Source organism: Pseudomonas khavaziana (genome assembly GCF_036704165.1).
GTDB classification, from domain to species: domain Bacteria; phylum Pseudomonadota; class Gammaproteobacteria; order Pseudomonadales; family Pseudomonadaceae; genus Aquipseudomonas; species Aquipseudomonas khavaziana.
In genome coordinates this window covers 2070634-2088416 of the sequence record NZ_CP129946.1, presented here as the reverse complement: position 1 = coordinate 2088416, position 17783 = coordinate 2070634, and the positions used below count along the sequence as shown (strand labels likewise).

Genomic DNA, 17783 nt, shown 5'->3' with positions numbered 1-17783 from the left:
AAAAACCTCGAAACGGACCCGTAGACGGCGGCAAAAAGAACATTACAACTTTAGGAAAAGTCGATGAAATACTGGAACGAACTTGATCAGAATATTTTTTTTGAAAAGATTTTTAGCATGCCTGTAGAAATCGGAAAAATTGCTCTTTTTTCTTTGCAGATAGAAAATGATCAACCTTCTGTAGGATTAGGGTTCGACATACCCGAGTTTCCAGACATTTTGCCAAAAAAATGGGAAGGGAAAGGCTACAACACCTGCAGAATGGGGATCGATTGCCATGGCATTCGCGAATTAAAAATACACAACATTCCCCTTAGGAAGGTGTTTTTTGTTTATATCACTAAAAAGAATGACCTGTTCCATTTCCAAGCAAGCAATGAAATTTCACTAATTGAATTCGAGGCTAAATTCATTTCACTTTGCGATCCGAATGTATACATAAATGGTTCAGATGATTATTTCTTCTAGATCGAATAAATCGCGTAGTCACTATGACCCCCATAGCCAGCCCCAATTCGCCACTCTGCCCACCTCGACCTAAACTCTGTTCAAGTCATTTCAACGGACAGAGGATTCACCATCATGGGCAAACGTCACCCCAATCTCCCCGCCTGGCAATGGCGTCACTACCCTCAAAACCATCAACACCCGACCAACCTGGCACTGCACCTGATTGCCGTGCCGCTATTTATCGTCGGCTTTCTGCTGATCGTTTCGGGGGTGTTCAGCCTGAGCCTGGCCAGCTTCGCCGTCGGTGTGGTGGGGATCGTGGCAGGCCTGGCGTTGCAGCGTCATGGTCATAGCCTGGAGGCCCAGGCCAGCGAGCCGTTCAGTGACCGTAAAGACGCGGTGCAACGGCTGGTGGTCGAGCAGTTCGTGACCTTCCCGCGCTTCGTGTTGAGCGGTGGCTGGTGGCGCGCCTGGCGGCAGCGTCACCGGCACTGAGGCTCAGGCGAACACCACCACGGTCTGGCGACTGAGGGCGATCAACTCGCCGGTCGGGCTCCACAGCGCAGCGGCCGCATGGCCGTAGCCGTCGCGGGCATGTTCGATGTTGACGTGGTATTGGCACCAATCGAGGGTGGTCAGGTCTTGCAGCGGCTGGATGAACTCGATGGTCCAGGTCAGGGTGCTGCCTGGCGCAGGCTTTTTCAGGTGCGGTAACAGGGCCGGCGGCCAGGCGTCGACCAGGGCGAGGATGTGCGCCTCGGTCAGTGGCTCTTCTTTCACATCCCCGCGCAACCGCACCCAACCGCCCATGTCGCGGGATTTGTTACCGGTGAACGGCAGGCCGCCGACGCTCCAGCGCATCGCCAGATGGCGCATGAATTCGGGGGTGACGCCCTTGATGTAGGGCAACTCCTGACACTCATCCCAATGTTTGAATACCGGCGGCGCTTCGCTTGCCACGTCAATTTCCGACGCTCGAGATGCGCCAAAGCTGGCCTGCACCAGAGTCGCCACTTCGCCGTTCTGCACCACGCGGCCGAGCAACTGGCTGACGGCCTTGCCTTCGCGCAACACTTCAACTTGATAACTGGCGGGCACATCCGGCGCGACCGGGCCGACAAAGGTGATGGCCAAGGAGCGCAGGGGGCGATCCGCCGGCACCTGGGCGCGCAGCGCCTCATATTGCAGGGCGGCGACCAGGCCGCCAAAGGTGGCACGGCCCTGGGCCCATTCGGCCGGGATGGTGATATCCAGCGGGTTGCTACGGGCAGCATCGAGCAAATCACTAAAGCGCATGGCGACCTCACATCAAGAAAATCGATGGAGGGATCTTAACCATCGAATCCGGCAGGCACAGCGCCTATTCCGGCCAAAAACCGGACCACTTCAAAAGCAATCGGCGCTGAGTTTGTCCAGCACGCGATCAGCGCGACCTTGCGCCTTGAGCATGGTGCGCTGCCACACCGCTACACAGGGTTGCAGGTCCGGCTGGTGCCCGGCCTGGGCCAGCCATTGCCAACAGTCATGCCAGTCACCCAGTGCGCCCTGGGCCTTCTTCAACCGCGACATGGCGTTGACGGGCAACTTTTCCAGCTCGGGATAAGCCTCGGCGGCGTAACGCACGCGCTTGATCAGCAACCGCAGGCGGTGGCGATCATGCTCGGGATCCTTCAGTGCTTCACCGAGTTTCTGCCATTGCTTGGCCAGGCGCTTCTCGATGCGCGGGCGCAGGCCCTTGAGCAGTTTCTGGTGCTGGGCCGCGCGGATAAATCGGGGGAAGGCATCCAGAATCAGCAACAGATGCGCCAACTCCGCGCTCTGCGCCACTTGGCGATAGGTCTCTGGTTGCAGGCGCAGACGCCGATCAGCCGCGTCGTGATATCCGTGCTGATGCAAATACGCCGCCAGGACCTCTCGGTCGCGTAGCGGCGTGGTCAGTTGACCCACCGCCTTGGCGGCCAACTCGAGTTGCTCGACACCTGGCAGGCCGCGCAAAGGGCGCAACAGGCTGCGCAGACGGCGCACGGTGGTGCGCAAATCATGCAGGGCTTCATCGTCGGTGACGGCGGCGAGGCGAGCCTGGCAGCTCAGTAACCCTACTTCCAGGCCAATGACCTGAGCGACTAACTGATTGACCAAGGCTGACATCCTGCCCTCACTTTGCGATGAATAATCCTACCCGCTACAGGTCAACGCCCGGCACGAGACTCTCGAATATAGAAACGCGCCTTTTCGGCTTTGTTGGAGCAGCCTTCAAACGCTTCGAATTGCTGCTGGGTCTTGGCACCGGTCAACAACGACAGGGCCTTGGAATAACTGACGGTGCCGGCGAAACCTTCAGCCTTGGCCAGGTCGAGTTCTTTCCAGGCGGCGTCCAGTTGCGAGCCGCAGCTGTCGCGGTAGGCAGTTTTGCCAGCACAACCGGCCAAGGCCAGCACGATCACAGGCACACACATCCAGGCTTTCATTGATGACACCTCAAAATAAGCAAAATCATTCGTAGCCTGTAGACGTTGCCCACAGGAAAAAGTGCCTTGTCCTTAGCCTGAAATCGGTAGTACCTATTGCCAGAGCATACCCGAGCACAAGGGTTATCCTCGAAAAATATCGCAGGCCCAGCCCAGGATTGAAGCCGCCCCCCTGATAGGTGCATTGTGGGCACCTGTTTTTCGAAGGATCTGGTCATGAAAAAACGTGTTGCCTTAGTGCTGGGTTCCGGGGGAGCCAGGGGCTACGCCCATATCGGGGTGATCGAAGAAATCGAACGACGCGGCTATGACATCGCTTGTATCGCCGGTTGCTCCATGGGCGCCGTGGTGGGTGGGATCTACGCCGCTGGCAAGCTCGACGAGTATCGCAACTGGATTGAAAGCCTGGACTACCTCGACGTGCTGCGCCTGGTGGATGTGAGCTTTCGCCTGGGCGCGATTCGCGGTGAAAAAGTCTTCGGGCAGATCCGCAAGATCGTCGGCGAGATCAATATCGAAGAACTGCGCATCCCCTACACCGCCGTTGCCACCGACCTTACCAACCAGCAGGAAATCTGGTTCCAGGAGGGCTGCCTGCACCAGGCCATGCGCGCATCGGCAGCGATCCCCAGCCTGTTCACCCCGGTGATGCAAGGCAACCGCATGCTGGTGGACGGCGGCCTGCTCAACCCGTTGCCCATCGTGCCGGTGGTGTCGAGCCACTGCGACTTGATCATCGCGGTCAACCTCAATGCCACCAACCAGAAGCATTACCAGCTACCGGTGATTCCACGTCCGCCAGCGTTCAAGAGCCGCTTCAACAGCCTGGCGAAGTCGCTGGGCTCGCACCTGCCGTTTCGCCGCAAGCAGGCCGAGCAATTGATGAAGCTCGAGCAGGAGGCCTTGCAGGCCCAGGCAGCGGAGATCAACCCATGGTTGGAGTCAGCCGAACCCGAATCCCAGCAACCCGCCGCCGCGCCGGAGAAAGCCGGCGCACCGAAGTCGGCGACGGGTTCGTTCATCATCGATAACGTCGGGCCTGCGTCGCTGCTGGACCTGATCAACCAGAGTTTCGAGGTGATGCAGACGTCATTGGCGCAATACAAGATCGCCGGGTATCCGCCCGATATCCTGATCAACGTGCCGAAGCGGGTGTGCCGGTTTTTCGAATTCTACAAGGCGCCGGAGCTGATCGCCCTGGGGCGGGAGATTGCCAGGGATACGCTGGATCGGTATGAGAGTGAGCAGCCCTGAAATTGTAGGTGTTGCGGATATAGGAAAATCAAAATGTGGGAGGGGGCTTGCTCCCGATAGCGGTGGGTCAGTAACAGATCTACTCACTGACCCACCGCTATAGGGAGCAAGCCCTCTCCGACAAAAAACTCAAGCATTCAGCAGTCGATACCCCACCCCCGCCTCGGTCACGATAAACCGTGGCTGGGTAGGGTCATCCGCAAGTTTCTGGCGCAGATGCCCCACCACGATACGCAGGTAGTGGCTGTCCTCGGTATGGGTAGGCCCCCAGATGTCCTTGAGCAACTGCTGTTGGGTAATCACTCGCCCAGGATGACGTGCCAGTTGCGCGAGCACTGCGTATTCCTTGCGGGTCAGCGCCACTTCGGTACCGTCCAGCAGTACGCGGCGATAGGCCAGGTCCACCGTCAGCGGGCCAAAATTCAAGGCGGCTTCCTGGGCATCTCCCGCCGGCGCCTGGCGCAACAACGCACGCACACGGGCGAGAAATTCCTGGATGCCGAAGGGCTTGGTCACATAGTCATTGGCGCCACCGTCAAGGGCCTCGACCTTCTGACCTTCGCTGGCGCGTACCGACAGCACCAGCACCGGCACGGTCGACCACTCGCGAAACTCGCGCAGCACTTGCTGGCCGTCCATGTCAGGCAAGCCCAAGTCGAGTACCAGCAAGTCCGGTTTGCCCAGCGCCGCCTGGGCCAGGCCCTCGCTGCCGCTGCCGGCCTCGATCACCTTGTAGCCCTGGGAGGCCAGGCTGATACGCAGGAATTTGCGGATCTGCGGTTCGTCATCAATGACTAGAATCGTCGCGGTCTGGCTCATGGTGTCTCATTAAAACCCATTAAAAAATCACCCCTCTGTAGGAGCGAGCTTGCTCGCGAAAAACCCATAGGCACCGCGTAAACTCAGGACGTCATCATTATCGTTAACGACCTTCGCGAGCAAGCTCGCTCCTACAAGGTTTATTCCAAGGCAGGCTGTGTCGGCAATGGCAGAAACAAAGTGATGCAGGTACCCCGCCCTTCAATGCCATCGGCCACGCTGATATGCCCGCCATGCGCGCCGACCATGCCCTGGCAGATCGCCAGGCCGAGGCCGGTGCCCTGCCCGCCCCGGTCGCCGCGGGCAGCGGTGTAGAACATGTCGAAGATCTTCGCACGCTCATCCTCGGGAATCCCCGGGCCCTCATCGGCCACGGCAAAAAACAGCTGGTTGTCGGCCACGCCCGCGCTCAACTGCAAGCGGCCCTGGGCTGGCGAAAAACGTGCGGCGTTTTCCAGCACATTGACCAATGCCTGTTCGATCAACGCTGCATGCACATACAACAACGGCAGTTCCGGCGGCACATCGGTATGCACCTGCAAGGGTGCCAGCACCGCGCGCAAGCGTGCGAGGGCACTGCCGACGATATCGCCGGGCGATACCCAGTCGCGCGCCAGCTTCAGCGCACCGTGGCCCAGGCGCGTCATGTCCAGCAGGTTCTGGATATAACGGTCCAGACGCTCGGCTTCGTCACGGGTGCCCTCGAGCAATTCGCGGCGATCCTCCAGGGGAATGGCCTCACCGAGGGCCAACAGGCTGTCGATGCTGCCGCGCATGGAGGTTAATGGCGTACGTAAATCATGGGACACCGAAGCAAGCAAAGCGCTGCGCAGTTGTTCGGTTTCCCCGTGCAGGCGCGCCGACTCCAATTCCTGCCCCAGCTGTGCCCGCGCCAGCGCCTGGGCCAGCGGTTGGCTCAATGCGGTAAGCAAGCGCCGACGCTGACCGCTCAACTCCAGGCCCGGTTTGGCACTGACACCGAGCAAGCCCAACGGCCCCTCTTCACCCGACAGCGGCCACCACCACCAACGCCCAAACGGCAAGGTGCCGGTGCCCATGCCGGCGGGCTGGTCATGCTGCCAGGCCCAATCGGCGGCAGCGCGCTCGGCTTCGTTGAGGGTCAATGGGCCACCGGTCTCGACCTTCCAGCCGCCCTGACCATCGCGATCGACCAGGCACAGATCGAGGTCGCTCCAACCTTGCAGATGATGGGCCGCGGCACTGATAACCGCTTGGCGATCGGTGGCGGCGGTGAGCTTACGCGACAGGTCGAGCAGCTCGCTGGTTTCTTCCTGGGTATCACGCAGCGCCTGCAACTGACGACGCTGACGTGCAGCGAGGTTACCGGTCAAGGCTGCCATCAGCAGGAAGAACAGCAGTGTCAGCACATCTTCTTCGCGCTGGATGGCGAAGGAAAAGTTCGGCGGGATAAACAGAAAGTCGTAGGTCATGAACGACAGCGCCGCGCACACCAGGGACGGCCCCAGGCTGCTGCGCACCGCCACCAGCAGCACGGCAGCAAGAAACACCAGCGAGATATTCGGCAGTGGCAGTAGGCTGGATACGGCCCAGGCCACGGCAGTAGCGACCACCGTGGCAACCACGGCCAAGGCGTAATCGAACCACACCAACCCGCGCACATTCGGCAGGCGCGGCGGTGCAGGCATGTCATCGCTGTCGAGGACGTTGATCTCCAAGCCTCGGGCATTGCGCAACAGGCGCGCGGCCAAACCGCCACCGAACAAGCGCCGCCGCCAGCGCATACGCGACTGTCCCACCAGCAACAAGCTGGCGCGGCGTTCAGCGGCATGCTGGATCAGCGTCTTGGCCACTTCCCCGGCGCGCAGCAGCACCACTTCTCCACCCAGCCGCTCCGCCAGTTGCTGGGCGTTCTGCAGGCGCAGGCGCGATTGCTCGTCCCGCGCCCGGCCGTTATCGACATGCACCAGGCTCCAGGGCAAATGTCGGCGCTGGGCCACCCGGCTGGCATGACGCACCAGGCGTTCGGCTTGTGCATCGCCATCTACGCCGACCAGCAAACGCCCGCGGACTGCCGGTGCGGCCTGGCCCAGTTGTCGGTAGCCCTGGGCCAGGTCGTCATCGACGTGGGCGGCGGCGGTTTGCATGGCCAGCTCGCGCAGCGCCATGAGGTTGGTCTGGGTAAAAAACGCATCGATGGCTGCACGCGCCTGTTCCGGTACGTACACCTTGCCGTCACGCAGGCGCTCCAGCAGCTCGCGGGAAGGCAGGTCGATCAGCAGCAGTTCGTCGGCTTCCTGCAGCACCCAGTCCGGCAGGGTTTCACGTACTTGCACACCGGTAATGCCACGCACCTGATCATTGAGGCTTTCCAGATGCTGGACGTTGACCGTGGTAAACACGTTGATACCGGCGGCGAGCAGCTCCTGAATATCTTGCCAGCGCTTTTCATGGCGGCTGCCGGGAGCGTTGCTGTGGGCCAGCTCATCCACCAGCACCAGCTTGGGCTTGGCGGCGAGCAGGCCGTCGAGGTCCATTTCTTCAAGCATTACGCCACGGTACTCGCTGCGTAACAGCGGTTGCTGCGGCAGGCCGCTGAGCAAGGCTTCGGTCTCGGCGCGGCCGTGGGTTTCGACCACGCCGGCAATCAGGCTTACGCCTTGGCGCAGCTGGGTGTGGGCCGCCTGGAGCATGGCGTAGGTCTTGCCCACGCCGGGCGCGGCGCCGAGGAAGACTTTGAGCCGGCCACGGCCGTTACGGGGCAGATCGGCTAACAGGGCGTCGGCGCGGCCGGAGTCGCTCATGCGGGTTCCTTCAGGCAGGTATTTTCAGGTCAATGAAGATCAACTGTGGGAGGGGGCTTGCTCCCGATAGCGGTGTATCAGCCACAGATATTTCGACTGAACCACCGCTATCGGGAGCAAGCCCCCTCCCACAGTGTTCAGAGTTGTTCCAGGGCCATGTTCAGGGCCAGGACGTTTACCACCGGCGGCCCCACCAACGGGCTTTCGATGTGCTCATCCAACAACCGCTGCAAGGTCGACACCGGTACATTCCGCGCTGCCGCTACCCGCGCCAGTTGATAGGCAATCGCCTGTGGTGGCAAGTGTGGATCAAGACCGCTGCCCGAGGTAGTCAGCGAGGCCAATGGCACCGGCCCCTGGCCAGGCACCGATTGCTTGCTGGCATCGTCGATTATGCGGGTCGCCAGGGCAGGATTGCTGGGGCCCAGGTTACTGGCACTGCTGGACACCGTCGCATAGGCTCCTGCTGATGGACGTGAGTGAAACCAACTGTCGCCGGTGAAATCCTGGGCGATCAGGCTGGAGCCGCGCACCTTGCCGCTGGCGTCACGCACCAGGCTGCCATTGGCCTGGTCGGGAAAAGCAACTTGCGCAACGCCGGTAACCACCAGGGGGTAGGCCACGCCGGTGATCAAGGTCATGAGCACCAGCAAGCTCAGGGCCGGGCGAATCATGTTAGACATTTTAAACTCCTCAAATTGACTCAATTAGATCGCTCCCATGCTCTGCGTGGGAATGCATCGTGTGACGCTGCGCGTCACCTGCGCATGGCTCTGGATACGCGCCGGTAATAGGACGCAAAGCGTCCCGGGCGGCATTCCCACGCGGAGCATGGGAACGATCAAATTCGGCAAACCAACGGGGCCAGTTCAAACCAGGTGCAGCGCCGTCAGCAGCATGTCGATGGCTTTGATACCCACGAACGGCACCAACAGCCCACCCAGGCCGTAGATCAGCAAGTTGCGTCGCAACAAGGCCGCCGCACTCGCGGCCTGCACCCGCACGCCGCGCAGGGCCAGGGGAATCAGCACGACGATAATCAGCGCGTTGAACACAATGGCCGACAGGATTGCGCTCTGCGGGCTCTGCAAGTGCATGATGTTGAGCACGCCCAATTGCGGGTAGATCGAGGCGAACAACGCCGGCAGGATCGCGAAGTATTTGGCTACGTCGTTGGCGATGGAAAATGTTGTCAGCGCGCCACGGGTCACCAGCAATTCTTTGCCGATCTGTACCACGTCCAGCAGCTTGGTCGGGTCGCTGTCGAGGTCGACCATGTTGGCGGCTTCGCGCGCGGCCTGAGTGCCATCGTTCATCGCCATGCCGACGTCGGCTTGGGCCAGCGCCGGGGCGTCGTTGGCGCCATCGCCACACATGGCAACCAGGCGGCCGTCGTTCTGCTCATGGCGAATACGTGCGAGTTTCTTCTCCGGCGTGGCTTCGGCCAGCACGTCGTCCACACCGGCTTCAGCGGCAATTGCGGCTGCGGTCAGCGGGTTGTCGCCGGTGACCATCACGGTACGGATCCCCAGCTTGCGCAGCTCGGCAAAACGCTCGCGGATGCCGGGCTTGACCACGTCCTTAAGATGAATTGCACCGAGCAACTTGCCATCGGCACACACCAGCAAAGGTGTACCGCCGCTTTGAGCGATCTTGTCGATTTCCCGCGACAGTGGCGGTAAAAGCTCGCTGCGTTGCTGGCCGATAAACGCCAGCAGCGAATCCACCGCGCCTTTGCGGAATACGCGGCCCTGGTAGTCGACACCCGACAAGCGGGTCTCGGCGCTGAAGGGTACAGCGGTCAACTCATCCAGGCTCGGCTCGGCCTGAGGGTGCAAGGCACGCAGGTATTCGACGATGGATTTGCCCTCCGCCGTATCATCGGCCAGCGACGCCAGCAGCGCGCCTTCGGCCAATTCCCGGCCACTGACGCCAGGCGCTGCGACCACTGCCGAGCAGCGACGATTACCAAAGGTGATGGTGCCGGTCTTGTCCAGCAGCAACACATGCACGTCCCCCGCCGCTTCCACGGCGCGACCGGACTTGGCGATCACGTTGAGGCGCACCAGGCGGTCCATGCCGGCAATCCCGATGGCCGACAGCAAGCCACCAATGGTGGTGGGAATCAGCGTCACCAGCAGTGCGACCAGGAACACCAGTGGCAAGCTGCCATTGGCGAAGTGGGCGAACGGTTGCAGGGTCACCACCACCAGCAGGAAGATCAGGGTCAGGCCGATCAGCAGGATATCCAGCGCGACTTCGTTGGGGGTTTTCTGGCGTTTGGCGCCTTCTACCAACGCAATCATGCGATCCAGGGTGGACTCACCCGGGTTGGCGGTGATACGGATCAGCAGCCAGTCAGAGACCAGCCGTGTGTTGCCAGTAACGGCCGAACGGTCGCCGCCAGACTCGCGAATGACCGGGGCGGATTCGCCGGTGATTGCCGCTTCGTTGACCGCCGCAATCCCTTCGACGACCTCGCCATCACCGGGGATCATTTCTCCGGCGGCCACGCGTACCACATCGCCATTGCGCAGGCTGGTGGCCGGCACCACCTTGAAGCTGCCATCGGCCTCCTGGCGCCGAGCGCTCAAGCCTTCGCTGCCGGCCTTGAGGCTGTCGGCGCGGGCCCTGCCACGGCCTTCGGCCAGGGCTTCGGCGAAGTTGGCGAACAGCACGGTGAACCACAGCCACACCGCTATTTGCACCGCAACAAAGGTCGGCACGGTGGTATCGGGCACAAAGCACAACAGGGTGGTGAGGATAGCGGTCAGTTCGACCACCAGCATCACCGGCGAGCGTTGCAGTTGGCGTGGGTCGAGCTTGACGAAGGCCTGGACCAGCGCCGGGCGCCATAGAGCCGAGATGGCGGTTTTGGCGGGCTCCTGGATTTTGACCGGAGCCGCGTTTTTTGCAGGCATATTCATTTTCATATCCCTTAACTAGAAGCCCATGCTCAGGTGTTCAGCGATGGGGCCCAACGCCAGCGTCGGCAGGAAAGTCAGGCCGCCCACCAGCAAAATGGTCACGGTCAACAGGGTCACAAACAGCGCACCGTGGGTGGGGAAGCTGTTCTGGCCAATCGGTGCGGCCTTCTTCATCGCCAGGCTGCCGGCCAGGGCCAGTACCGGGAGGATGTAGCCGAAGCGGCCGATCAACATGCCCAGGCCCAGCATCAGGTTATGGAACGCGGTATTGGCGCCGAGGCCGGCAAACGCCGAACCGTTGTTGGCACTGGCCGAGGTGTAGGCGTAGAGCAACTGGCTGAACCCGTGGGGCCCGGGGTTACTGATGGCACCTGCCGGGCCTGGCAGGCTGGCGGCGATGGCACTCAGCACCAGCACACCGACCGGCATCACCAGCAGGGTCACCACCAGCAATTGCACTTCCTTGGCCTGGAGCTTCTTGCCCAGGTATTCCGGGGTGCGGCCAATCATCAGGCCGGCGAGGAACACGGCGATCAACACGTTGAGCAACATGCCGTACATGCCGGCACCGACGCCGCCGAAGATCACTTCGCCGACCATCATGTTGACCAATGCCACCATCCCACTCAGGGGGCTGAGACTGTCCTGCATGCCGTTGACCGAACCGTTGGACGCCGCGGTGGTGGTCACCGACCACAGCACGGTGCCGGTGGTGCCAAAGCGGGTTTCCTTGCCTTCCAGTGGCGCGGTTTGCTCCACGGCCGGGTGGTTCAGGGTTGGATTGGGCTGGTACTCGGACCACAGCGACGTCGCGCCGCCGATCAGGAACAGCGCCAGCATGCAGGCGAGGATCGCCCGGCTCTGGCGCAGGTCCTTGACGTAATGGCCGAAGGTAAACACCAGCGCCACAGGGATCAGGATGATCGACGCTACTTCGAACAAGTTTGACCAGGCCGTCGGATCTTCAAACGGGTGCGCCGAGTTCACACCAAAGAAACCGCCACCATTGGTGCCCAGTTGCTTGATCGCAATCTGGCTGGCCGCCGGGCCCAGGGGGATGACCTGGTCCACGCCCTGCATCGTCACGGCATCAATGTAATGGGCGAAGGTTTGCGGCACGCCCTGCCATACCAGAAACAGCGCCAGCACCAGGCATAACGGCAACAGGCCGTAGAGGGTGGCGCGGGTCATGTCGACCCAGAAATTGCCCAGGGTCTGGGCAGATTTGCGACCAATCCCACGGCATAAGGCGACCAGGACTGCGAGGCCAGTCGCCGCACTGACGAAGTTCTGCACAGTCAGGCCGACCATCTGGCTGAGGTAGCTCAGGGACGCCTCACCGCTGTAGTTCTGCCAGTTGGTGTTGGTCATGAAACTGACGGCGGTGTTGAACGCCAGGGTCCATTCCTGGCCCGGCAGTTTTTGCGGGTTCAGCGGGAGGGAGCCTTGGAACAACAGGATCGAGAACAGCAGCAAAAAACCCGCGAGATTGAATGCGAGCAAGGCCAGCATGTACTTCTGCCAGCTTTGTTCCTGCTGTGCATCCACACCCGACAAGCGATAACAGGCGTTTTCCACCGGCCCCAGTACTGGGCTGAGCCAGGTGCGCTGGCCTTCCATCACCTTGTAGTAGAACCGCCCCAGGAACGGTGCCGGCACCAGTACCACGGCAAAGAAGGCGATGATCAGCCAATAGTCATAACTGTGCATAGCCCTGCTCCTAGTTCCGATCCGCGCGTAACAGCGCAACCAGCAGATAAATGAACAGCGCCACGGCCAATAGCAGTGACACCCCGTCCAGAACGCTCATGGAAGTTTCTCCGTTTAACGGCGAGTGCCGCGTGTGGGGCAATTGTCCGCAGGAGTGGTGTAAAGGAACGAGAGCGAGGGTGGGACCGGGGCGTAAAGATGGCGTAAAGAGTGGCTTTATGCGGGCTTTATACAGGGGTCAGACGTCCCGCAGGCGCGCGTTGGCAACGCGATCAAAATGTGGGAGGGGGCTTGCTCCCGATAACGCCAGCCCAGCCACCACCGCCCTCACCTGGTGCATCGCCATACAGTTTCAAACGCCAAACCATCCTGCCAGCGACACTCGCGCCGCTTTACGACAGCACTTTGGGAAATGGCATGTCCACTGCAACCCCCTGAATCATTCCAACCCCTTCAGGGAGCACCCCACCATGACTACACACCTCAAACCCACCTTGGGCACCCTGCATCTATGGGGTATCGCCGTCGGGCTGGTGATCTCCGGCGAGTACTTCGGCTGGAGCTATGGCTGGGGCGTGGCCGGCACCTTGGGTTTCCTCGTGACCTCATTGATGGTCGCCGCGATGTACACCTGCTTTATCTTCAGTTTCACCGAGCTGACTACCGCCATTCCCCATGCAGGTGGGCCGTTTGCCTACAGTCGTCGTGCCTTTGGTGAGAAAGGCGGCCTGATCGCCGGGTTGGCGACCCTGATCGAATTCGTGTTCGCTCCGCCGGCCATTGCCTTAGCCATTGGCGCCTATCTGAACGTGCAATTCCCGGCTCTGGACCCGAAACACGCCGCCGTTGGCGCCTATATTGTGTTCATGGGCCTGAATATCCTTGGTGTAAAACTTGCCGCTACCTTTGAGCTGGTGGTGTGCGTACTCGCCGTCGCCGAACTGCTGGTATTCATGGGCGTGGTCGCCCCGGCGTTCAGCTTCAGCAATTTCGCCCTCAATGGCTGGGCCGGTTCCGACACCTTCGGCGCGCCGGCAATTGCCGGGATGTTTGCTGCGATCCCCTTCGCCATCTGGTTCTTCCTCGCCATCGAAGGCGCGGCCATGGCGGCCGAAGAAGCCAAGGACCCCAAGCGCACAATTCCAAAGGCCTACATCAGCGGCATCCTGACCCTGGTGATCCTGGCCATGGGCGTGATGTTCTTCGCCGGTGGCGTGGGTGACTGGCGCACCCTTTCGAACATCAACGACCCACTGCCCCAGGCGATGAAAACCGTAGTCGGCGAAAGCTCCGGCTGGCTGCACATGCTGGTATGGATTGGTCTGTTCGGTTTGGTAGCAAGCTTCCACGGCATCATCCTCGGTTACTCGCGCCAGTTCTTCGCCCTCGCCCGCGCCGGCTACCTGCCATCTTTCCTGGCCAAACTGTCGCGTTTTCAGACGCCGCACCGGGCCATCATCGCCGGCGGCGTGGTCGGCATCGCCGCCATCTACAGCGACGGCCTGATCAACCTGGGCGGCATGACCTTGACCGCCGCCATGATCACCATGGCCGTGTTCGGCGCCATCGTCATGTACATCATGAGCATGCTCAGCCTGTTCAAACTGCGTAAGACCGAGCCGCTGCTGGAACGCACCTTCCGCGCACCGGGCTACCCCATCGTGCCGGGTATCGCATTGGTACTGGCGGTGGTGTGCCTGGTGGCAATGGCTTGGTTCAATGCGCTGATCGGGTTGATCTTCCTGGGCTTTATGCTGGCAGGCTTCATCTACTTCCAACTGACCGCACAAGACCGCGCCGATGCCCCGGCAGATGCGATGTTGACAGGACTATAGAGCCTGCGAGGCATAACGGGCCTACAATGAACTACTCAGAAAGCCCGTTACTCAAAGCAGTTATCACCGTAGGAGAATTCTTCGACGGTCATCTGCCTCAAGGAGAGCCCTTATGCCGTGGTATGCGTGGTTGATTATGGTGGTAGCGATCGGGTCGATCGTCGGTGGGCTGATGATGCTGCGTGACAGCGCCAACAAAGTGGAACTCACCGACGAACAACGCAAACGCGTGGCCGAGCGCAATGCCCAGGCAGATGCCAAGGATGCGCAAGATCGATAAACGCTTATTCCCCCGTGGCGAGGGAGCTTGCTCCCGCTGGGCTGCGAAGCAGCCCCCCTACTCCCACTCCGCCTTGGCAATATGCAACCCATGTTGCCCCTTATAGGCCGCACGCTCCGGCTGGCTCCAGCCACGGAGCAACTCATCCTCCAACCTGTAAATCTCAACCCCCAACGGACGACACACCTTCAACGGGTCCTGCGCCTCCGGCCCCCACATCGGCAACGACAAATCCCCACCCGGGCACGTCGACAATGCACACAGCAGATCAATCTCGGCAAAAAATTCCAGGTAATCGCCCTTCTGCGCCGGACAGGCTTTCATAAAGTACATGTCATCGTGATTGAGGCCCGTGCACTGGAAAATATTCAGCACGTCATGCACGTCGAACTCAGTCAGGCCATGGGGCAATACTGCACGGGTCAGGTTCGAGTGGCAGTGGTGATGGAAGTCCTCACCGGTCAGCATACGGTTCACATAAGGGTCGCAACGCGTGCCAAGCAAATCATGCAGGCGACCGCCGTGCTCATCAATGCCGTAGCTGGCCAGGCTGTCATCGGTAATAGTGACCAAGGGCCTTAGAAAAGGCAGGTTCGACCACAACCGGTCATGGGTGCTGACATGGGCGCCTTGCAGCTGTCGGGTGCGCGCAGCCCACAAGCGTTCGCGTGGGTCGTTGGCATTCCAGACGTTGAAGTCGCCCACCTGCGGTCCAACTGGTGTGGTCACACGGAACACGTGCCCGGCTGGTACTTTCCATGCCCTGCCCGTACGGATCGGTACCTCGAACTGTTCGATCAATGTGCGCTGATCCTGGCGATCGCGGATACGCTCATAGAACGCCTTGTTCACCTGCAATGCTGAGCCTTTGCTGACTTGATAAGCGGCGGGATAGTCTTTGTACATGGGGCAATCCTCCATCAAGGATGATCAAACAGAGCGAGGGAAAGGTGTTCGGAATCGTCCAGGTAAAGGCTCATCGCCTCGCTGGCGGCTGGTTTGTTGTGATCGGCTAATAAGCCGTATATTTCTCGATCGCGCTCCAGCCAGGGCGACTGGAAACGTTGCTCGTCAGGTGCAGCGCAGAACACCAGGCGTAACTGGGCAATCACCTGGGCGAAAAACTCATCGAACAGTGGGCTATGCATCAACGCGACGATCTGTTGATGGAACACCAGACTGTGGGTGGCCACTGCTCGCCAATCTTCACGCTCACGAGCCAGGGTGGTGGCCTCAATAGCGCTTTGCATACGCCCTGATTGAGCGTCCGTCAGCGGGCCGCTTTGGGCTATGGCCTGCAATTCCAGGGTGCGGCGGACTACGAAGAGGTCACGTACTTCTGCCCGCTCCAGGCGCCGAACCATTACGCCCTTATTGCGGACGTAGCGAGTAAGGCCCTCCTGGCCCAGACGATGCAGTGCCTCGCGGATAGTGTTGCGCGAGGCGTTGTAGGAGTTGACCAACTCCGCCTCGATCAGCGGCATACCAGGCAACAACCGGCCGCCGATTATGTCGGCGCGTAGTTCCAGGGCGATTTGATCAGCTAAAGACAAACCCAGTGTCATCACTGCCTCAGGATTGTTGAACAATCATTGAGGTGGATGTAATCACGTTTCATGCCAGTAGCGCTTAAGAATCTAAAGACGCAGCCTCCGACAAAGAAAAGGCCGGTCATTGACCGGCCTTCTGAGCTACTTCACATCCTCAATTGATAACCAACCTGTCGCGATTCTTCTCCAGCAGTGCCTTGCCGATGCCCTTCACTTCCAGTAACTCATCCACCGCCGTAAACGGACCGTTGCTTTCACGATAAGCCACGATTGCCTTCGCCTTGGAAGCCCCGATACCGAACAGATCACGACGCAGGGTTTCGGAGTCGGCGGCGTTGAGGTTGACCTTGGTGGATTGCTCGGTTTGTGTCATTTGCACAGAAATAGGGGATGGTGCTTCTGGTTTAGCGGAGGGAGCAGCAGTGGCAGCAACCGAAATGCTGGTGAGGAAAGCGAAGAACAGGGAAGAAACATACGTGTTGTACATTGATGAAGCTCCTTAACATCGTTGATGTGAAAGCAGCTATTCCAAAGCTGCTTTATCAATCTAGGCGATGTTGGAAAACTTTCAAAAATGAGAACGTTACAATGTGTGATCGGCGTAGTGTCGGGGCAACGTTTTGAACGTTTGACATCAAGCGCCTCCCCAATACATATAGGCCGATCGTAGGCCCATTACTATACCCGGGGCCAGAAGCAAGACAAGCAACGCACGTGAGGTCCCCTTGGCGGCGTTTAGAAACATCAAATAAATAAAAGGTATAATTATAAACGCAGGCTGCATGATCCTCATAAGATCTTGGTGAGAGTTAACAGATGTAACCGATAGCCCCAAGAAAAACAGGGCAATGCAAAGCATCCTATTCAGCATGGCATTCTCAACAGTTGAAAAATATAGATTAAAAAATTTTCGCCAGGCCGATAAAACTATCAAAGCCAATACAAACAAGAACACATACGCATAAACAAACAATCCAGCATTGGTCTCGCTTTCCCAATTGCCGTCACCTGAAACAACTACTTGCTTTAAATACCCGACAACCAAAGACCCCATCAATCCGACAAGCAACGAAATTGCATACTTTGTAGGAATTGAAAGCCTAGGGAAGCGATCAACAAAAATAAATATGGAAAAAACTACCACCGCCAAAATGCCACTGGAGTAATGAAATAAAATTGACAGGACTACGAATAATACCGCAACAATAAATCGAGAACTCAACATCCCCAGAAATAGCAATGTAAATGCCATGTGAGACCTCCATACCCATAGCACAGAAGCGTAGGAGGGGTACCACAACGAATATATTAAGACTGACAGAAGGACGAAAAACGCAGCTTGAAGGGCGTTTTTTTCAATCTTGCGTGCGGCGCAAAAAACAAATAACATCAAGAATGCAAATACTAAAGACATGGAAGCAAATGCAAAAGACTGCAGATCAACAATAATCGAGTTGAAAACAGTATAGACCGAAAGGTATATACCCAACTCGAACTTACCTGTTTCCTCCGTCAAGGTGGTGGCGAAACCCAGCACATCTTCTGAAAGCAACTCATTGTAGAAAAAATAATAAGCCCTGGCATCAGTAATGGTTTCATTATCATTTACGATAACTGAAAACAAATAAGCACAGCCCATCATGAGCATGAATGAGAGCAGCAACATGACAAACGCGGCGAGCGTGGTTTTCCGCACACTTAACATAA

The 17783-nt window shown here is 59.1% G+C and carries 18 protein-coding genes; 5 read left to right on the top strand and 13 right to left on the bottom strand.

Annotated elements, in window-relative coordinates; genetic code table 11:
- Positions 1-63: 63 nt before the first annotated feature.
- Positions 64-468 (top strand): Imm50 family immunity protein, encoded by a 405-nt coding sequence (locus tag QYQ93_RS09285; protein WP_338476782.1) that lies wholly within the window; start codon positions 64-66, stop codon positions 466-468.
- A 114-nt stretch (positions 469-582) separates the two neighbouring features.
- Positions 583-945, top strand: coding sequence for an Mpo1-like protein (locus QYQ93_RS09280; RefSeq protein ID WP_043047418.1), 363 nt, complete (start codon positions 583-585; stop codon positions 943-945).
- Positions 946-948: 3 nt separating this feature from the next.
- Here the strand turns inward: QYQ93_RS09280 and QYQ93_RS09275 are convergent, their stop codons facing one another.
- From QYQ93_RS09275 to QYQ93_RS09265, 3 genes are all read right to left on the bottom strand, one after another.
- Positions 949-1746 (bottom strand): thioesterase family protein, encoded by a 798-nt coding sequence (locus QYQ93_RS09275; protein ID WP_338476781.1) that lies wholly within the window; start codon positions 1744-1746, stop codon positions 949-951.
- 90 nt (positions 1747-1836) lie between these two features.
- Complete coding sequence (locus tag QYQ93_RS09270; protein ID WP_338476780.1) at positions 1837-2598, bottom strand: CHAD domain-containing protein; 762 nt, start codon at positions 2596-2598, stop codon at positions 1837-1839.
- A gap of 41 nt (positions 2599-2639) precedes the next feature.
- Positions 2640-2918 carry a hypothetical protein gene (locus tag QYQ93_RS09265; protein WP_012722962.1) on the bottom strand — a complete coding sequence of 93 codons (279 nt, stop codon included), beginning with the start codon at positions 2916-2918 and terminating at the stop codon, positions 2640-2642.
- A gap of 216 nt (positions 2919-3134) precedes the next feature.
- On the opposite strand from QYQ93_RS09265, the gene QYQ93_RS09260 reads away from it, so the two are divergent.
- Entirely contained in the window at positions 3135-4172 is a 1038-nt protein-coding gene (locus QYQ93_RS09260; protein WP_057013408.1) for a patatin-like phospholipase family protein, read from the top strand.
- Between the two features lie 129 nt (positions 4173-4301).
- Here QYQ93_RS09260 and QYQ93_RS09255 read toward each other — a convergent pair whose 3' ends face one another.
- The 6 genes from QYQ93_RS09255 to kdpF all read right to left on the bottom strand — a co-directional run bounded on the left by QYQ93_RS09255 (position 4302) and on the right by kdpF (position 12511).
- The gene (locus QYQ93_RS09255) at positions 4302-4991 is read right to left on the bottom strand and encodes a response regulator (RefSeq protein ID WP_338476779.1); all 690 of its coding nucleotides are present in this window, start codon (positions 4989-4991) and stop codon (positions 4302-4304) included.
- A gap of 140 nt (positions 4992-5131) precedes the next feature.
- Positions 5132-7774, bottom strand: a complete 2643-nt coding sequence (locus QYQ93_RS09250; protein WP_338476778.1) for a sensor histidine kinase KdpD — start codon at positions 7772-7774, stop codon at positions 5132-5134.
- 137 nt (positions 7775-7911) lie between these two features.
- The gene (gene kdpC / locus QYQ93_RS09245) at positions 7912-8457 is read right to left on the bottom strand and encodes a potassium-transporting ATPase subunit KdpC (protein ID WP_338476777.1); all 546 of its coding nucleotides are present in this window, start codon (positions 8455-8457) and stop codon (positions 7912-7914) included.
- Between the two features lie 186 nt (positions 8458-8643).
- Positions 8644-10701 carry a potassium-transporting ATPase subunit KdpB gene (gene kdpB, locus QYQ93_RS09240; RefSeq protein WP_338476776.1) on the bottom strand — a complete coding sequence of 686 codons (2058 nt, stop codon included), beginning with the start codon at positions 10699-10701 and terminating at the stop codon, positions 8644-8646.
- Between the two features lie 15 nt (positions 10702-10716).
- A complete protein-coding gene (gene kdpA, locus QYQ93_RS09235) occupies positions 10717-12411 on the bottom strand; it encodes a potassium-transporting ATPase subunit KdpA (protein WP_338476775.1) in 1695 nt (564 codons plus the stop codon).
- 10 nt (positions 12412-12421) lie between these two features.
- Positions 12422-12511, bottom strand: a complete 90-nt coding sequence (gene kdpF, locus QYQ93_RS09230) for a K(+)-transporting ATPase subunit F (RefSeq protein ID WP_003218754.1) — start codon at positions 12509-12511, stop codon at positions 12422-12424.
- Between the two features lie 370 nt (positions 12512-12881).
- Between kdpF and eat the strand changes: the two genes are divergently transcribed.
- Positions 12882-14246, top strand: a complete 1365-nt coding sequence (gene eat, locus QYQ93_RS09225) for an ethanolamine permease (protein ID WP_338476774.1) — start codon at positions 12882-12884, stop codon at positions 14244-14246.
- 112 nt (positions 14247-14358) lie between these two features.
- A complete protein-coding gene (locus QYQ93_RS09220; RefSeq protein ID WP_003172675.1) occupies positions 14359-14526 on the top strand; it encodes a DUF2897 family protein in 168 nt (55 codons plus the stop codon).
- A gap of 57 nt (positions 14527-14583) precedes the next feature.
- On the opposite strand, the gene QYQ93_RS09215 is transcribed toward QYQ93_RS09220, so the two are convergent.
- The 4 genes from QYQ93_RS09215 to QYQ93_RS09200 all read right to left on the bottom strand — a co-directional run bounded on the left by QYQ93_RS09215 (position 14584) and on the right by QYQ93_RS09200 (position 17781).
- On the bottom strand, positions 14584-15432 hold the full coding sequence (locus QYQ93_RS09215; RefSeq protein WP_338476773.1) for an urea carboxylase-associated family protein: 849 nt from the start codon (positions 15430-15432) through the stop codon (positions 14584-14586).
- A 14-nt stretch (positions 15433-15446) separates the two neighbouring features.
- Positions 15447-16091 carry a GntR family transcriptional regulator gene (locus QYQ93_RS09210; protein ID WP_338476772.1) on the bottom strand — a complete coding sequence of 215 codons (645 nt, stop codon included), beginning with the start codon at positions 16089-16091 and terminating at the stop codon, positions 15447-15449.
- A 139-nt stretch (positions 16092-16230) separates the two neighbouring features.
- A complete protein-coding gene (locus QYQ93_RS09205; protein WP_103451717.1) occupies positions 16231-16563 on the bottom strand; it encodes a ComEA family DNA-binding protein in 333 nt (110 codons plus the stop codon).
- Positions 16564-16710: 147 nt separating this feature from the next.
- Positions 16711-17781: a hypothetical protein gene (locus QYQ93_RS09200; RefSeq protein WP_338476771.1), complete on the bottom strand. Its 1071-nt coding sequence runs from the start codon at positions 17779-17781 to the stop codon at positions 16711-16713.
- Between the last annotated feature and the right edge of the window lie 2 nt (positions 17782-17783).

Bases quoted from the DNA above. Each gene is read 5' to 3' on its own strand.
- QYQ93_RS09255 (WP_338476779.1), bottom strand. From the start codon at position 4,991: ATGAGCCAGACCGCGACGATTCTAGTCATTGATGACGAACCGCAGATC.
- QYQ93_RS09220 (WP_003172675.1), top strand. From the start codon at position 14,359: ATGCCGTGGTATGCGTGGTTGATTATGGTGGTAGCGATCGGGTCGATC.
- kdpC (WP_338476777.1), bottom strand. From the start codon at position 8,457: ATGTCTAACATGATTCGCCCGGCCCTGAGCTTGCTGGTGCTCATGACC.
- kdpA (WP_338476775.1), bottom strand. From the start codon at position 12,411: ATGCACAGTTATGACTATTGGCTGATCATCGCCTTCTTTGCCGTGGTA.
- QYQ93_RS09205 (WP_103451717.1), bottom strand. From the start codon at position 16,563: ATGTACAACACGTATGTTTCTTCCCTGTTCTTCGCTTTCCTCACCAGC.
- eat (WP_338476774.1), top strand. From the start codon at position 12,882: ATGACTACACACCTCAAACCCACCTTGGGCACCCTGCATCTATGGGGT.
- QYQ93_RS09265 (WP_012722962.1), bottom strand. From the start codon at position 2,918: ATGAAAGCCTGGATGTGTGTGCCTGTGATCGTGCTGGCCTTGGCCGGT.
- QYQ93_RS09270 (WP_338476780.1), bottom strand. From the start codon at position 2,598: ATGTCAGCCTTGGTCAATCAGTTAGTCGCTCAGGTCATTGGCCTGGAA.
- QYQ93_RS09250 (WP_338476778.1), bottom strand. From the start codon at position 7,774: ATGAGCGACTCCGGCCGCGCCGACGCCCTGTTAGCCGATCTGCCCCGT.
- kdpF (WP_003218754.1), bottom strand. From the start codon at position 12,511: ATGAGCGTTCTGGACGGGGTGTCACTGCTATTGGCCGTGGCGCTGTTC.
- QYQ93_RS09210 (WP_338476772.1), bottom strand. From the start codon at position 16,091: ATGACACTGGGTTTGTCTTTAGCTGATCAAATCGCCCTGGAACTACGC.
- QYQ93_RS09200 (WP_338476771.1), bottom strand. From the start codon at position 17,781: ATGTTAAGTGTGCGGAAAACCACGCTCGCCGCGTTTGTCATGTTGCTG.
- QYQ93_RS09275 (WP_338476781.1), bottom strand. From the start codon at position 1,746: ATGCGCTTTAGTGATTTGCTCGATGCTGCCCGTAGCAACCCGCTGGAT.
- QYQ93_RS09215 (WP_338476773.1), bottom strand. From the start codon at position 15,432: ATGTACAAAGACTATCCCGCCGCTTATCAAGTCAGCAAAGGCTCAGCA.
- QYQ93_RS09285 (WP_338476782.1), top strand. From the start codon at position 64: ATGAAATACTGGAACGAACTTGATCAGAATATTTTTTTTGAAAAGATT.
- kdpB (WP_338476776.1), bottom strand. From the start codon at position 10,701: ATGAATATGCCTGCAAAAAACGCGGCTCCGGTCAAAATCCAGGAGCCC.
- QYQ93_RS09280 (WP_043047418.1), top strand. From the start codon at position 583: ATGGGCAAACGTCACCCCAATCTCCCCGCCTGGCAATGGCGTCACTAC.
- QYQ93_RS09260 (WP_057013408.1), top strand. From the start codon at position 3,135: ATGAAAAAACGTGTTGCCTTAGTGCTGGGTTCCGGGGGAGCCAGGGGC.